Source organism: Ottowia sp. (assembly GCF_016703145.1).
Lineage (GTDB): Bacteria > Pseudomonadota > Gammaproteobacteria > Burkholderiales > Burkholderiaceae_C > Ottowia.
The window spans coordinates 450,333-465,191 of record NZ_JADJCO010000005.1 but is presented as its reverse complement, the minus strand read 5'-3'; the positions used below and the strand labels follow the sequence as shown (position 1 = coordinate 465,191).

The window sequence follows — 14,859 nt, the reverse complement described above, 5'->3', positions numbered from 1 at the left end:
GCCATGACTTCCCCGACCGAACGCCCGCCACTGCCGCCGCGATCGCCCGCGCTGGCGCTGCCGCGCGCTGACGGCGGGCACTACGACGAGCTGCACGGCCTGGGCGGCGACGCGCCGGCGCAGGCGCGCGGCCTGGGGCCGGCATGGTCCCGGTTCTTCGAGCAGATGGGCCCGGCGAGCGCGGGCGAGCTGAACCGCCGCGCCGAGCGCATGGCCCGCCAGTTGCGCGACGACGGCGTGAGCTACAACGTCTACGCCGACGAACACGGCCAACAGCGGCCCTGGGCGCTGGACCTCTTCCCGCTGCTGGTCACCTCGGACGACTGGGCACGCATCGAGACCGGCATCCTGCAGCGCGTGCGCGTGCTCGAAGCCGTGGCGGCCGACGTGTACGGCCCGTGCCGCCTGGTGCGCGAGGGCCTGCTGCCGCCCGCGCTGGTGCAGGGCCACCCCGACTACGTGCCGGCCATGCACGGCGTGCGGCCGGCCGGCGGCCAGCACCTGCACATCGTCGCGTTCGACCTGGCGCGCGGCCCCGGCGGCCACTGGTGGGTGGTGGGGCAGCGCACGCAGGCGCCCTCGGGCCTGGGCTACCTGCTGGAGAACCGGTTCGCGGTCACGACGCAGTTCCCGCAGGCCTTCGAGGCCCTGCACACGCGGCGGCTGGCCGACAGCTACCGCGCCCTGCTGGCCAGCCTGAAGCACCTGGCGCCCGGCGGCGAGGAGCCGCACCTGGCGCTGCTCACGCCCGGCCCCTACAACGAGACCTATTTCGAGCAGTCGTATCTGGCCCGCTACCTGGGCGTGACGCTGGTTGAAGGCAGCGACCTCACGGTGCGCGGCGAGCGCCTGTACCTCAAGACCCTGCACGGCCTCAAGCCCGTGCACGGCCTCATCAAGCGCGTGGACGACACCTGGCTGGACCCGCTGGAGATGCGTGCCGACTCGCGCCTGGGCGTGCCGGGGTTGATGCAGGCGGTGCGCGCCGGCAACGTGCTGATGGCCAACGCCATCGGCTCGGGCTTCCTGGAGTCCAGCGCGATGCTGGGCTTCCTGCCGGCGCTGGGGCGGCACTTGCTGGACGAGGAGCTGGCGCTGCCCGCCTTGCACACCTGGTGGTGCGGCGAGCCGGCCGCCATGGGCGAGATCCTGCCGCACCTGGCCCACAGCGTCATCAAGCCCACCTACCCTTGGTCCCTGGAGCGCGGCACCTTCGACGTCGGTGTGGGCCCGCTGCTGAACGCGGAGCGGCTGGGCGAATGGCAGGCGCGCATCCGGCGCGCGCCCGACGAGCACACCGTCCAAGCCTACCTGCCCACCTCGCAGATGCCCACTTGGCGGCCGACGGGCGCCAGCGACGAACGCGGCATCGTGCCCAGCTCGGTCATCCTGCGTGTGTTCGCCCTGTCCGACGCGGCCGGCGCCGGCCCTGGCACCTGGCGCGTGCTGCCGGGCGGCATGGCGCGGCTGGTGGGCGTGGACGCCGGCATCGCCAGCATGCAGCGCGGCGGCTCCAGCGCCGACGCCTGGGTGGTGGACGAGCACGCCGGCCCCGGCGAGGGGCTGGAATCGGGCCTTGGCAGCTTCATCCCGCCGGTGGCCGTGGCGCCGACCAGCCGGCCCGAGCGCCTGGTCACCAGCCGCGCGGCCGAGAACCTGTTCTGGCTCGGCCGCTACACCGAGCGCGCCGAGAACGCCGCCCGCCTGGCACGCATCATCCTGGAAGCGCTGCACGGCGAGGAAGAACCCTCCCACGCCATGCTGATGTGGCTGGGGCAGATGGCCGAATCCACCGGCCTGGTGAGCACGGCCGACCCGTCGCCGCTGCAATGGCGCGAGCGCTTCGAGCGCGCCCTGGTGCAGCACCTGGGCAACCCCGAGGGCGACGACACCTACAGCGTGGCCTACTCCCTGCACTGGCTGCGCGGCGCCGGCGCGGCGCTGCGCGAGCGGCTGTCCACCGAGCACTGGAACTTCATCAAGCAGGCGGAGGAGCAGTTTCTGGCCGACTGGGCCGAGATCCAGCGCTTCGACCCGCCCTCGGCCGCCGACACGCTGGCCGCGCTGGCGCGGCTGTCGAAGAACCTGGCCGCCATCACCGGCGCGCAAAACGACCGCATGTGGCGCGACGACGGCTGGCGACTGCTGTCCATCGGCCGCCAGCTGGAGCGGCTGACCTTCCTGGCCGAGGCGCTCTCGCGCGGCTTCTACACCAACGCGGTGCACGACGCCGCCGGCTTCGGGGTGGTGCTGCAACTGTTCGACTCCACCATCTCCTTCCACGCCCGCTACCAGCGCAGCCGCGACATCGCCGCGCTGATCGAGCACGTGGTGCTGAACCTGCAGAACACGCGCTCGATCGACTGGGTGGTGCAGACCGCCAGCGGCCGCCTGGCGCGCCTGCACGAGCGCGAGGCGGCCGGCGTGGAAGACCTGTCGCGCCGCCTGCCCATGCCCGACATCGACCAACTGGCCCCCCTGTGCGTGGCCAACGAGATCGGCGACTTCACCCACCTGCAGGACCTGCTCGCCGAGTGGGACGCGCAGGCCCAGCGCCTGTCGGACGACATCGCGCTGCGCTACTTCAGCCACACCGACGACGCGCGGCGCAGCGTCGGAGCTTGAAATGACCCACCCCCGTGGCTCCACTCGCCGCGCGATGTTGCGCCTCCCCCCGCGAGGGGGCGACGCCGCTGACCGGCCAAGGCCCGGCCAGGGCGTCCGCTGGCGTGGCCTGCTCCGCGGCCTTCGGATTCTTTGGGTTTCGACTGCGCGCGGCCGCGGCGCCATGGACAACTGATCGCGAGTACGCCATGCGCCTGCGCATCACCCACGACACTTGCTACGACTACCACCCGCCGGTGGACGGCGCGCTGCACATGGCGCACCTGCGCATGCCCGACGCCACCTGCCAGCAAGTGCTGGACCACCGCCTGCGCATCGCGCCCCGGCCCGCCACCCTGCGCCAGACCCGCGACGTGCGTGGCAACTGGCGCCATTTCATCGAGCTGGCCACGCCCCACTCACGCCTGGCCGTGCGCGCCACGCACCTGGTGCAGACCGTGGCGCCCGCGCCGCGCGCGTCGGCGCTGCCGTGGGAGGCCGCGCGCGAGGCGTTCGTGTACCGGGCCGGCCACCCCGGGCCGGCCGCCGCGCAGTACGTGTTTCCCTCCGTCCACGTGCATTGCGGGCCCGCCTTCGTCGACTACGCGCGCCCCAGCTTTCCCCCCGGCCGGCCGCTGCAGGAGGCCGCGCGCGAGCTGATGCTGCGCATCCATGCCGACTTCCGCTACACCCCCAACAGCACTGGCATCCACACCCCGGCCGCCGACGCGCTGCAGCAACGCGAGGGCGTGTGCCAGGACTTCAGCCACGTCATGCTGGCCTGCCTGCGCTCGCTGGGGCTGGCCGCGCGCTACGTCAGCGGCTACTTGCTCACCCAGCCGCCACCGGGCCAGCCGCGCCTGATCGGCAGCGACGCCTCGCACGCCTGGGTGTCCATGTACGTGCCCGACACGCTGGTGCACGAAGCGGTGGAGGAAGAGCAGCACTGGTACGACCTGTGCCCCACCAACGCGCGCGAGGGCTGGGGCACGCCGGGCGAGGACTACGTGCGCCTGGCGGTTGGGCGCGACTTCGCCGACGTCTCGCCGCTGCGCGGCGTCATCCAGGGCAGCCAGAGCCAGGCGCTGCACGTGGGGGTCACGGTCGAACCCTGCGAGGCCCTGCTGCTGACGGGCCTGCCCGAGCTGCCGGAATTCGCCCCGCCGCCGCCACCACCACCACCGTAGCGGCGTGCCCTCGCCTTCCCACCTCATTTTTTTCAGGAGCACCATGAGCATCGCCCAACGCCTGCAAGACCTCGGCATCGAACTGCCGACCGTCGCCACGCCCGCCGCCGCCTACGTTCCCTTCGTGCGCAGCGGCGACCTGGTGTTCCTCTCCGGCCACATCGCCCGCAAGGACGGCAAGCCCTGGGTCGGCCAACTGGGCGCCGGCATGGCGACCGCCGAAGGGGCCCTGGCCGCCCGCGCCGTGGCCGTCGACCTGATGGGCACCCTGCAGGCCGCCACGGGAGGCGACCTGGAGCGCGTGCGGCGCATCGTCAAGGTCATGAGCCTGGTCAACTCCGCGCCCGGCTACACCGAGCACCACCTGGTCACCAACGGCTGTTCCGAGCTGCTGGGCCAAGTCTTCGGCGACAAGGGCAAACATGCCCGCAGCGCCTTCGGCGTGGCGCAGCTTCCGCTGGGTGCGTGCGTGGAGATCGAGCTGATCGCCGAAGTGGATTGATACGTTTTTTATAGCTGAAAGCGCATATTCCACGCGGGCTCAAGGCCTATTTTTCCCTTAATCCGGCGCCTGCGGCACCTCGCGCAGTCCCGGCACGGCGCGCGAGCCCACGGCCAGCAGGCTGGCCACCAGCCAGAACAGCCCGGCAGCCCCGGTCACCGCGCCGATGGAACCGAACAGCATCGGCATCGCGAAGCTCGACAGGTTGATCGTCATCACCCGCAGCGCCATCGCCTCGCCCTGGCGCGCGGGCGGCGCGATCTGGTGCAGCACGCTCAGCACCATGGGCTGCACCGCCCCCAGCGCCACCCCCAGCACCACCGAGCACGCCCCCATGGCCAGCGGCCCCGGCATCAGCGGGTAGGCCAGCAGCGCGCAGGCCGCCAGCAGGGTCGAAACATGGATCACCCACCACTCCGGCAGCTTGGCCGTCAGGGCCGGCAGCGCCATGCGGATCAGCGCGGCGGCGGCGGCGAAGGCGCCCAGCAGCGCGCCGATGACCGAGGCCGACAGGCCCCGCTCATGCCCCAGCAGCGGCAGCACGAACGAGTGCACGTCCCACGCCGACGACTGCAGCCAGTTGACGAACAGCAGGCGCCGCATGCGCGGCTCGGCCAGCAGGTCCCACACCGAGTCCGCGCCCGGCGCCGCCCCGACGGGCGCGACGGGCGCCTCGGGCGCGCCGCGCAGCAGCCACCAGCCCACGAACGGCAGCAGCGCCATCAGCCCGAACGCGGCGCGAAACCCGGTGACGTGGCCCGGCTGCGGGCCGGCGTGGTCGATCAGCAGGCCGGTGACCAGCGGACCGACGAAGTTCGACAGCGCCGGCGCGATGGCGATCCAGCTGAAGGCCGCCCTGAGCTGGCCGGAGTCGACCACCGAGCGGCCCACGTGGCGCTGCAGCGCGATCTGCGCCGTGCCCGCCGCCGCGCCGGTCAGCAGGGCCGACACGCAAAGCACCACGAAGACGGGCCAGGCCGCCGCCAGCGCCGCGCCGGCCACGGCGCCGCCGACCGCCAGGGCGAGCGGCAGGTGCAGCCCGTGCCGGTCGGCCAGCCGGCCCGCGGGCAAGGCCAGACACACCGGCGACAGCGCGAACAGCGCCAGCAGCACGCCCACGGCGGCGGCGCTGTAGCCCAATTGCAGCGCCAGCAGCGGCGCCGCCAGCCGCGTGCCGGTCATGGCGCTGTGCACGCAGACCTGGGCGGCCATCAGGCGCAGCAGTTCGCGCCCGGTCATCCTTCGAACCGTGTCGCGATGAACATCGGGGCGGGCCGCATCAGCGCGCCGCGCCTTCGCCCTCGTCCGCCCCGCGCGGCAACAGGGACTGCGCCGCGCCGTCGGGCAGGGCCTCCACCTGCCGCAGGGCGCGGTTCATCACGTTGGTGCGCGTCTGCGCCTGGTCCAGCGTGTTCAGCACCGTCTGGGTCTGGGTCTTCACCTTGGCCAGCACGTCGCCGAACTTGCCGAACTCGGTTTTCACCGCGCCCAGCACCTGCCAGACCTCGCTGCTGCGCTTTTCCAGCGCCAGCGTGCGGAAGCCCATCTGCAGCGAGTTGAGCATGGCCAGCAGCGTGGTCGGCCCGGCCAGGGTGATGCGGTGCTCGCGCTGCAGCGCCTCCATCAGCCCCGGGCGGCGCAGCACCTCGGCGTACAGGCCCTCGGTGGGCAGGAAGAGGATGGCGAAGTCGGTGGTGTGCGGCGGCTCGACGTACTTGTCGGCGATGCCGCGCGCCTCCAGGCGGATGCGCGCCTCCAGCGCCTTGGCGGCGGCCTCGGCGGCCACCGCGTCGGCGCGCTGCTGGGCGTCCAGCAGGCGCTCGTAGTCCTCGTTGGGAAACTTGGCGTCTATCGGCAGCCAGACCGGCTGGCCATCGTCGGCGCGCCCCGGCAAGCGGATGGCGAAGTCCACCGCGTTGCGCGTGCCCGGCCGGGTGACGACCTGCGCCCCGTACTGCTCGGGCGCGAACACCTGCTCCAGCAGCGCGGCCAGTTGCGCCTCGCCGAACATGCCGCGCGTCTTGACGTTGGTCAGCAGGTGCTTGAGGTCGCCCACGCCCTGCGCCAGGGTCTGCATCTCGCCCAGGCCCTTGTGCACCTGCTCCAGCCGCTCCGCCACCTGCTTGAAGCTCTCGCCCAGGCGCTGCTCCAGCGTGGCGTGCAGCTTCTCGTCCACCGTCTGGCGCATCTCGTCCAGCTTGGCGGTGTTGCTGGCCTGCAGCTGGGCCAGTTGCTGCTCCAGCGTGGCGCGCACCTCGGCGATGCGGCGGGCGTTGGTGTCGCTCAGGCTGGTGAGCTGCTGCGTCAGTGTCTCGGCCAGGGTGCCGCGCAAGTGCGCGAGCTGCTGCGCGAAGGCGTCGATCTGTGCGTTCTGGGTGCGCGTGGCCTCTGCGCCCTGGCGCATCACGGCGTCCTGGAAGCCGGCCAGCGACTGCGTCAGCTCCTGCCGGCTGCCGCGCGCGTTCTCGCCGATCTCGTGGCGCAGCCCGCGCTCCAGCCGCTCGCCGTGCTGGCCCACCACCTGGCCCATCATCTGCTGCACCTCGCCGCGCGAGGCCACGTCCCCGGGCCGGCGCGGGCGGCGCAGCAGCAGCACGAGCAAAAGCACCACGCTCAGCACCGCGCCAGCGAGCGCTGCCCAGAGCAGCGCGTCAGCGCCGGGCGAAGTCATGAATACTCCTGAATCGATAGCTGTTAGTGATTGACAGACGGTCGTTAGGGGCCGATTTGATATGGGATGGCTGCCCTGGCAGGCAACAGGCGGTTGTCATGGGCTGCATTGTAGGAACACCGCCTCAACACGCCACGACCATGGCCTGTGCCAGCCGGTGCGCGTTGGCCTGGGCCTGCGCCCGCATGGCGTCGCCGACGCGGCCATCGCCCGCCAGCGCCTGCCAGAAGGCCAGCGCGGCAGCGGCCGCCGGGCGCCACTGCGCGCGTTCGCCGGGCAGCGGCAGCGGCGGCGCCAGCAGCGTGAGCGGCGCCAGCTCGCCGCCGCCCAGCGGCGCGTAGCACATGGGCAGCATGTCGTAGGCGGGTGCCAGCGCCAGCCGGCCCGCGTGCGGGCGAAAGCTCAGGTTGCCCAGGTGCATGTCGGTGTTGCCGATCAGGCGGCCGAACCACCACAGCACGCCCACGGCCGCCAGGGCGCCGTCGGCCAGCCAGCCGCCACGCGCCAGCGGCGCGGCCAGCTCGGGCCACGGCAGGTGCGGCAGGCCCAGGAAGGCGGCGTTCACGGCCTCCAGGCTGACCAGCGGGCTGCGGCCCCAGCGGCCGTGGCGATCGAACCGCTCCACTTCCAGGAAGGCGCGGCCGCCCGCTTGCAGCCAGCGCGTGCGCGCGGCCTGCACGCCCTGCCCCGCCAGATGCGCGGCGCAGGCTTGCAGCGCCAGGTGTTCGGCCAGCAGCAGGTCGGCCCAGCGCCGCTCGGCGGGCGTACCGCCCGCGCCGGAAAACTTGACCAGCACGTGCTGCGCGCGCGGGGTGCCTTCCGCGGCCTGATCGGGCGCGCGCAGCGCCGCGAACTTGGGAAACTCGCCCGCCGCGCTGGAGCCCGCCCCGCCGCCCGCCACCGCCTGCGCGGCCAGGGCGAGGTAGGCCGCGGGCAACTCGCTTTCCGCCAAGGGCGCGGGCGCGTCCAGCCGACCGGCCTGCCAACGGCGCAGCGCCTCGTCGCCCACGATCAAGTCGCCCACCGTGTCGCCGCCGGCACGCGACAGGGCCGCCAGCACGTCGTCGTCGCTCCAGGCGCGCGGGTCGGGCGGCAGTTGCAGGCCCTCGTGCACGGCGCGAGCGAACTGGCGGCCCATGTAGCCCTGCGGGCGCATGTCCTGCAACAGATACGGCAAACCGGGCCACCAGCCGTCGCGCTCGTCCGGCGGCACCGGCCAGCCCGCCCCTTCCAGTGTCATGGCGCAGCCTTGCGGCTCGACCAGGGCCAGCGCCGCCCAGGCGTGGGGCATGCCCTGCGCATCCACGCGGTACACGGCCAAGTCGCCCGCCTGCCCGCGCAGCGCCCGCCGCCAGGCGTGCCGCGTGCGGCGCGCGCGGCCCAGGCTGACCACCTGCGCCGGCGCCGCGCGCAGCAGGCGGTGCACCGTGGGCAGGCTCACGCCCAGCCGCGCGGCCAGATCCTGGGCGCTGGCCGCAGGCTGGCGGGCCAGCGCGGCAGCGAGCTGGTCACGCGATGACCGGGGCGGGGCTTGCATCAAGGTTGATTCGATTCATGATTGGATTTTATGGTTAAAATCTTATGTAAATCAATATTTTATACACTATAAAATCCGATTGATGACGCGATTGTCAAGGACATCAATCGACCCAGAACACCTCGATCAACTCCCCCTGCGCGTCCAGCAGCCACCACTCGATCACCACGCCGCGCTGGCCAAAACCGAAGGCGCTGAACAGCCCGCGCGGCGCCGAGCGGCGGGGCAGCGCCATGGCACGTCGCCCGGCTGCATCATCGCCAGCATCTCCTGCCGGATGCTTTCGGACCCTGCGCCGTGGCGCGTTGCAGGTTCAGCGCCAGCAGGCGGCGCAGGATTTCGTCGTCGGGCATCTCGGCGGTGTGGTCGGTCCAGCCGTAGGCGGCGCCAGTTCTGGCGCAATGCGTCCAGCCGGTGCGCGGCCTCGGCAAGGCGCTGGCGTGCGCGCGGCTTGCTTTGAATTCGATAGCTTCTGGCGCTTGGTTGATGGGCGCTGGAGGCTGATTTGGCGTTGAATCCGGCGCGGCCGATTCAGCCGGCATTGGGCTTTGATGATCTGCCGTGCCGGCAGCACATCAAGCCCTACCCATCACCTCTGGATTCAGTGGCGTCAGCGGTTGGCCGTGCACCAGGTAGCCGATCAGGTTGTCGGCCGCCAGATGCGCCATCGCCTTGCGCGTGGGCACGGTGGCGCTGCCGATGTGGGGCGTCAGCACGACGTTGGCGCAAGCCAGCAGGTCGGGGTGCACCTGGGGCTCGCCCTCGAACACGTCCAGCCCGGCGGCGGCGATGCGTCCGGCGCGCAGGGCGGCGGCCAGCGCCGCGTCATCGACGATGCCGCCGCGCGCGATGTTGACCAGGGTGGCGGTGGGCTTCATCAGCGCCAGCTCGGCGGCGCCGATGGCGTGGTGCGAGGCGGGCGAATACGGCACCACCAGCACCACGTGGTCGGCCGTCCTGAGCAGCTCGTCCTTGCCCACGTAGCGCGCGCTGACCTCGGCCTCCGCCTCGGCGGGCAAGCGCGAGCGGTTGTGGTAGATCACCTTCATGCCGAAGCCGAGGGCGCCGCGCCGGGCAATGGCCTGGCCGATGCGCCCCATGCCGAGGATGCCCAGCGTGCTGCCATGCACGTCCTGGCCGACCAGAATGTCGTAGGCCCAGCGGTCCCAGCGGCCGGCGCGCAGGTAGTGCTCGCCCTCGGCCACCCGGCGCGCGGCGGCCATCAGCAGGGCGAAGCCCAGGTCGGCCGTGGTCTCGGTCAGCACGCCGGGCGCGTTGGTGCCCAGCACGCCGGCGGCCGTCATGGCGGGCAGGTCGAAGTTGTTGTAGCCCACCGCCATGTTGGCGCAGATGCGCAGGCCGGGGCACTGGGCCAGCAGCGCGGCGTCGATGCGCTCGCCGCCGGTGGTGAACACGCCCTGCTTGCCCTGCAGGCGGCGCGCCAGCTCCGCGCGCGGCCACAGCGCGTCGGCCGGGTTGGCCTCGACCTCGAAGTGCCGGGCCAGCTTGTCCATCACCTCCGGGAAGATGGCGCGGGCGATCAGGATGGCGGGCTTGGACGGGCGGGACGCGGGCATCCGGGTAGTTTAGGGCGTGTCATGAAACTTAGAGCAGCTGTGCGACGCCAGAGGCGGGTGCGCAGCTTGCCGAAGGCAGCCAACCGCCAAGTTTCATCGGGGTCACGCCCTATCACACCTCCGGCCCTTCCCCTGCTGTACCTATCGGCCACCCTGCAGGTACGGTGCCTGCACAAGAATTTGTTGCCGCATTCCACTAATTCGGCTTGATGTTGAAGGCCTTCACGATCACGGCATTGCGCTCGTACTCCTCGCGCACTTCTTTGGCGGCCTGCGCCAGCGACTGGTCCGCGACCGGCTCGAAGCCGGCGTCGATCAGGCGCTTGCGCACGGCCGGGTTGGCCGCCACTTTCTGCAGCGCGGCATGGATTTTCTCCATCACCTCCGCAGGCACCTTGGACGACGCGACCACGCCGCTCCAGTTGCTGAAGTTCATGTCCGGATAGCCGATTTCCGCCATCGTGGGCACGTTGGGGTAGTCGGGCATGCGGCTTTTGTAGGCGACGGCCAGCAGCTTGACCTTGCCCGCGGCGATGAGGGGCTTGGAGGTGACGGAACCGTCGAACATGAGCGGAATCTGTCCGCCCATCACCTGCACCAGCGCGGGCGCCGAGCCCGGAAAGGGCACGTGCTGCATGTCCAGCCCGGCGGCCTTGTTCAGCATGGCGCCGGCATAGTGCGCCGCCGTGCCGGCGCTGTACGAGGCGTAGGAAACCTGCCCCGGATGGGCCTTCACGTAGGCGATGGCCTCTTTCGCGTCCTTGGCCGGGAACTGCGGCGCGGCGATGAAGAACAGGGTCGAGCGCGCGATCACCCCCACCGGCTTGATGTCATGCAGCGGATCGAAGCCGACGTTGAGCACGTGCGGAACCTCCGTCAGCACGACGGCTGGCGATCATCAGCAGCGTCTGCCCGTCGGCGGGCTGGGACAGCATGTACTTGGCCGCGATGGCGCCGCCGACGCCCGGCTTGTTTTCGACCACCACCGGCTGGCCGATGTCGCGCGACAACTGGTCGCCCACGACGCGGGCGATCATGTCGATGGTGCCGCCCGCCGGCGCTGGCACGATCAGCTTGACCGGCTTGTCGCTGAAGGCCAGGGCGGCTGGCGCATGCAGCACGGCGGCGGCGGTGATCGCGGTGATCGCCAGGCAAGCGAGGCGCGAGGCGGAGGGGAAGGGATGGAATGACACAGTCTTGTCTCCTAATATCTTTCGATTGCTTGTTTTCTTGAATTCACGGGCGGCGCCCGATCAGGTGATCGCCGAACTGCTCCCGCAGACGGTTCTTTTGAATTTTTCCGGTCGCGCCCAGCGGAATCGCGTCGACGAAGATCACGTCATCCGGCGTCCACCACTTCGCGATCTTTCCTTCATAGAAGGCGAGCAGTTCGTCCCGCTCCAGTTGCGCTTGCGGCTTCCGGACGACGATCAACAAGGGACGCTCGTCCCACTTCGCGTGCTTCGCGGCAATGCAGGCGGCCTGCGAGACGGCCGGATGTGCCATCGCGATGTTCTCCAGGTCGATGGAGCCGATCCATTCGCCGCCCGACTTGATCACGTCCTTGCTGCGGTCGGTGATCTGCATGAAGCCATCGGCATCGATGGTCGCGACATCGCCGGTCGGAAACCATCCCTGCGCTGCGTGATCGCGCTGCAGCGGGTCGCCCCCCGCGCTCTTGAAGTATTCGCGCACCACCCAGGGGCCGCGCACCAGCAGGTCGCCCGATGTCGCGCCGTCCCAGGACAGTTCGTTGCCGTCGGGGCCGACGATCTTCATGTCGATGCCGAACAGCGCGCGGCCTTGCTTGGATTGCACGGCGCGACGCTCATCCGCGCTCATCGCCAGATGCTTGGTTTTCAGGGCGCCGACGGTCCCCATGGGGCTCAGTTCGGTCATGCCCCAGGCGTGCAGTACCGCGACGCCGTAGGCTTCCTGGAACTTGCGCAACATGGCGGGGGGGCAGGTCGCGCCACCAATGATGGTTCGCTTCATGCTCGAGAACTGCTGGCCCTTTTCCTCCAGATAGCCCAGCAGGCCTTGCCATACCGTGGGCACGCCGGCGGAGAGCGTCACCTGTTCGGCTTCGAGCAGTTCATACAGCGATTTGCCGTCCAGCGCCGGCCCGGGAAAGACCAGCTTCGCGCCGACCATGCACGCGATGTACGGCAGCCCCCAGGCATTGACGTGGAACATCGGCACCACGGGCAGGATGGTGTCGCGCGCCGAACAGTTCAGCGCATCGGGCAGCGCGGCCGCATAGGTGTGCAGCAGCGACGAGCGATGGCTGTACAGCACCCCTTTGGGGTCGCCCGTGGTGCCGGAGGTGTAGCACAGCGTGCTGGCGGCCTCCTCGTCGAGCGCCTGCCAGGTGTAGTCGGGCAAGCCCTGCGCGATCAGGTCCTCGTAGCACAGCAGCTTGTCGATGCCGGCGTTCTTCGGCATGTGGGCCTGGTCGGTCATGGCGATGAAGGCCTTGACCGTCTTGCAGTGGCCGGCGACGGCCTGGATCAAAGGCAGGAAGCTCAGGTCGAAGAAGATGTACTGGTCTTCGGCATGGTTCGCGATGTAGGCGACCTGGTCTTCATGCAGGCGCGGGTTGATGGTGTGCAGGATGGCGCCCATGCCGGAGACGCCGTAGTACAGCTCCAGGTGCCGATAGCCGTTCCATGCCAGCGTGCCGATCCGGTCGGAGAGCTGGACGCCCAGGCGGCTCAGCGCACCGGCCATCTGGCGCGCGCGGCGGTGGCAGTCGCGGAAGGTGTAGCGATGGATGTCGCCCTCCACCCGCCGGGACACGATCTCCGTGTCGCCATGGTGGCGGTCGGCATGCACGATGAGTGAGGAGATCAGCAACTGCTTTTGCATCATCAAGCCATTCATGGCATCGCTCCGTTCGTAATGTCGGTGTTGCATCGCCTGCGGGCGACGCGACGGGTGGCATGGGGAACCGGACGGATGCCCGGGTCCCCTGGCCATCCCGGTCAGTTGAACGCCGTGAGGTCCTTCGGCTCGATGCCGTGCTGCTTGCAATAGGCCAGGTAGCGCTCCATGCTGGTCTTCCAGTTCTCGATCGCGACGATGTTTTCCTTGTCATCGAGGAAGAGCAGATCGCCGTTCACCACGACCAGCGAGACCACGTAGCCGTCCGAGCTGCCCGTGCTGACGACTTCGGGCGTGTGGGTCGATGCAGCGGTTTCGTACACGATGCTGCCGGGGGTGGCGATCCAGTCGTGCTCCTTGTACTTCCAGGAGCCTTCGATCGTGTAGACGATGACCGTGCCGGTGTGGTGGTGCTTGGGCAGCTGCATGTTGATCGGCGACTTCATCAGGACGATCCACTCGCCGCGGATCGGGTCCAGCTTGAAGTACTTCAGCAGGACGTTGTCCGCATAGGGCGCGAAGGGCACCCAGGGCAGGGATTCGCCATCGATGACCGAGGTTTCGACGTTTTGGTAGAGCATGTCTGTCTCCATTTCGGGGGGGTTGAGGGAAAAAAGCAAAGGTGTGGACGTGCCAGGGCCGGCCGCCTCGTGGGCGGGTGCGCTGGGGTTCGACGGAAGGAGCCGGTGGGGCTCAGTTCAGCGGGGTGCCCGTGAGGGTGGCGCGCAGCATCTTTCGCGGCTCGTTGCCGTAGTCGGCCACGGCGTAGTGCTGAGCCTGCAGGTTGTCCCACATGGCGACCGTGTTGGGTCGCCACTTCAGGCGCACCTGGTATTCCGGGATCGCGGCCTGGGAGGTCAGGTAGTTCAGCAGATGATGGGCCTCGGGCATGAGGTCCTGGCCGTATCGGATGTCCTCGAAGTTGAAGAAATTCGAGAAATGGGTCGTGAACGCCGAGTTGACGTACAACAGCTTCTCGCCCGTCTCCGGATGGGTGAGCACCACCGGGTGCTCGGCGCCGGGGTTCTTCGCGGCCATCGCGTGACGTTCCTCGATCGGCATCTGGGCAAGAAAGATCTGCTCGATGCTGTGCTTTGCGTACAGGCCATCGATCCGCTGCTTGATGGCGCCGGGCAACTTCTCGTAGGCCATCACCATGTTGGACCACATGGTGTCGCCACCGGTGTCCGGACCCAACTCGAAGCGCAACACCGCGCCGCGGGGTGGCGCCTTCTTGTAGGTGACGTCGGCATGCCAGATGTTTTCGCGGCTGGTCTTTTCGACGAAGTTGGGCTTGCTCGGGTCGAGATTGCGGTACAGCGTCAGCAGCTTGGTCGCCTCCGGATGGCTAGGCGCCAGGGGATGGGCTTCCAGTTCGCCGAATTGCGCGGCGAAGTTCTGCTGCTCCATCGGCGTGATGTCCTGGTCGCGGAAGAACAGCACCTTGTGCTTGAGCCACAGCGCCCGGATCTCGGCAATGGCGTCGGAGTCCTGGGCGGCATCGGCCAGGCTGACGTTGCTGAGTTCGGCGCCGATGGCGGGCGTGCTGAACTCCACCTTGATCGAATGCCGGCGCACCGATGGCCGGATGATGGCCGGTGCCGCAGGCGTGGTTTGCGCCGTGGTGTCCTGGGTTGCTGTCATTGATGTCTCCAATCTGTGCTGGTGCGGCGGTGTGTGTCCGGTAGCTGCCGCTTGTCACTACCGGCGGGGCGGCACCGTTTCATCAGTGCACGGGATGAATGGTAGGCAGCGAGGCCGTAGTATCCTATGCATAGGGAGACAAGTTCTATGCATATTGGGACTCACAATCACAGCCCATGTCCGGGGCCGATTGCGCCAACGAGCGACAACGCCCTGGCGCGATACAGGGTGCGGCGGCTTCAGGCCGCGCGGCT

Annotated in this window: 12 protein-coding genes and 1 pseudogene; 3 read left to right on the top strand and 10 right to left on the bottom strand. The window is 69.7% G+C overall.

Going from position 1 to position 14,859, the window contains the following annotated elements:
- Nucleotides 1-3: 3 nt before the first annotated feature.
- From IPG65_RS15320 to IPG65_RS15310, 3 genes are all read left to right on the top strand, one after another.
- The gene (locus tag IPG65_RS15320; RefSeq protein WP_293191422.1) at nt 4-2,625 is read left to right on the top strand and encodes a circularly permuted type 2 ATP-grasp protein; all 2,622 of its coding nucleotides are present in this window, start codon (nt 4-6) and stop codon (nt 2,623-2,625) included.
- A gap of 188 nt (nt 2,626-2,813) precedes the next feature.
- Nucleotides 2,814-3,791 (top strand): transglutaminase family protein, encoded by a 978-nt coding sequence (locus IPG65_RS15315; protein WP_293191419.1) that lies wholly within the window; start codon nt 2,814-2,816, stop codon nt 3,789-3,791.
- Nucleotides 3,792-3,834: 43 nt separating this feature from the next.
- Nucleotides 3,835-4,293, top strand: coding sequence for a RidA family protein (locus IPG65_RS15310; RefSeq protein ID WP_293191416.1), 459 nt, complete (start codon nt 3,835-3,837; stop codon nt 4,291-4,293).
- 57 nt (nt 4,294-4,350) lie between these two features.
- On the opposite strand, the gene IPG65_RS15305 is transcribed toward IPG65_RS15310, so the two are convergent.
- From IPG65_RS15305 to IPG65_RS15260, 10 genes and pseudogenes are all read right to left on the bottom strand, one after another.
- Complete coding sequence (locus IPG65_RS15305; RefSeq protein WP_293191413.1) at nt 4,351-5,532, bottom strand: MFS transporter; 1,182 nt, start codon at nt 5,530-5,532, stop codon at nt 4,351-4,353.
- A 40-nt stretch (nt 5,533-5,572) separates the two neighbouring features.
- Nucleotides 5,573-6,964, bottom strand: coding sequence for a DNA recombination protein RmuC (gene rmuC, locus IPG65_RS15300; RefSeq protein ID WP_293191410.1), 1,392 nt, complete (start codon nt 6,962-6,964; stop codon nt 5,573-5,575).
- A 124-nt stretch (nt 6,965-7,088) separates the two neighbouring features.
- Nucleotides 7,089-8,501 (bottom strand): type II toxin-antitoxin system HipA family toxin YjjJ, encoded by a 1,413-nt coding sequence (gene yjjJ / locus IPG65_RS15295; protein WP_293191407.1) that lies wholly within the window; start codon nt 8,499-8,501, stop codon nt 7,089-7,091.
- 103 nt (nt 8,502-8,604) lie between these two features.
- The gene (locus IPG65_RS15290) at nt 8,605-8,736 is read right to left on the bottom strand and encodes a hypothetical protein (RefSeq protein ID WP_293191406.1); all 132 of its coding nucleotides are present in this window, start codon (nt 8,734-8,736) and stop codon (nt 8,605-8,607) included.
- A gap of 19 nt (nt 8,737-8,755) precedes the next feature.
- On the bottom strand, nt 8,756-8,932 hold the full coding sequence (locus IPG65_RS15285; RefSeq protein ID WP_293191405.1) for a hypothetical protein: 177 nt from the start codon (nt 8,930-8,932) through the stop codon (nt 8,756-8,758).
- 144 nt (nt 8,933-9,076) lie between these two features.
- A complete protein-coding gene (locus tag IPG65_RS15280) occupies nt 9,077-10,078 on the bottom strand; it encodes a D-glycerate dehydrogenase (protein ID WP_293191403.1) in 1,002 nt (333 codons plus the stop codon).
- A 196-nt stretch (nt 10,079-10,274) separates the two neighbouring features.
- Nucleotides 10,275-11,214: pseudogene (locus IPG65_RS15275) on the bottom strand (tripartite tricarboxylate transporter substrate binding protein).
- A 100-nt stretch (nt 11,215-11,314) separates the two neighbouring features.
- A complete protein-coding gene (locus IPG65_RS15270) occupies nt 11,315-12,961 on the bottom strand; it encodes a 3-(methylthio)propionyl-CoA ligase (protein WP_293193014.1) in 1,647 nt (548 codons plus the stop codon).
- Between the two features lie 101 nt (nt 12,962-13,062).
- The gene (locus tag IPG65_RS15265; RefSeq protein WP_293191401.1) at nt 13,063-13,542 is read right to left on the bottom strand and encodes a 2,4'-dihydroxyacetophenone dioxygenase family protein; all 480 of its coding nucleotides are present in this window, start codon (nt 13,540-13,542) and stop codon (nt 13,063-13,065) included.
- Nucleotides 13,543-13,654: 112 nt separating this feature from the next.
- Nucleotides 13,655-14,605, bottom strand: a complete 951-nt coding sequence (locus IPG65_RS15260) for a TauD/TfdA family dioxygenase (protein ID WP_293191399.1) — start codon at nt 14,603-14,605, stop codon at nt 13,655-13,657.
- Nucleotides 14,606-14,859: the final 254 nt, after the last annotated feature.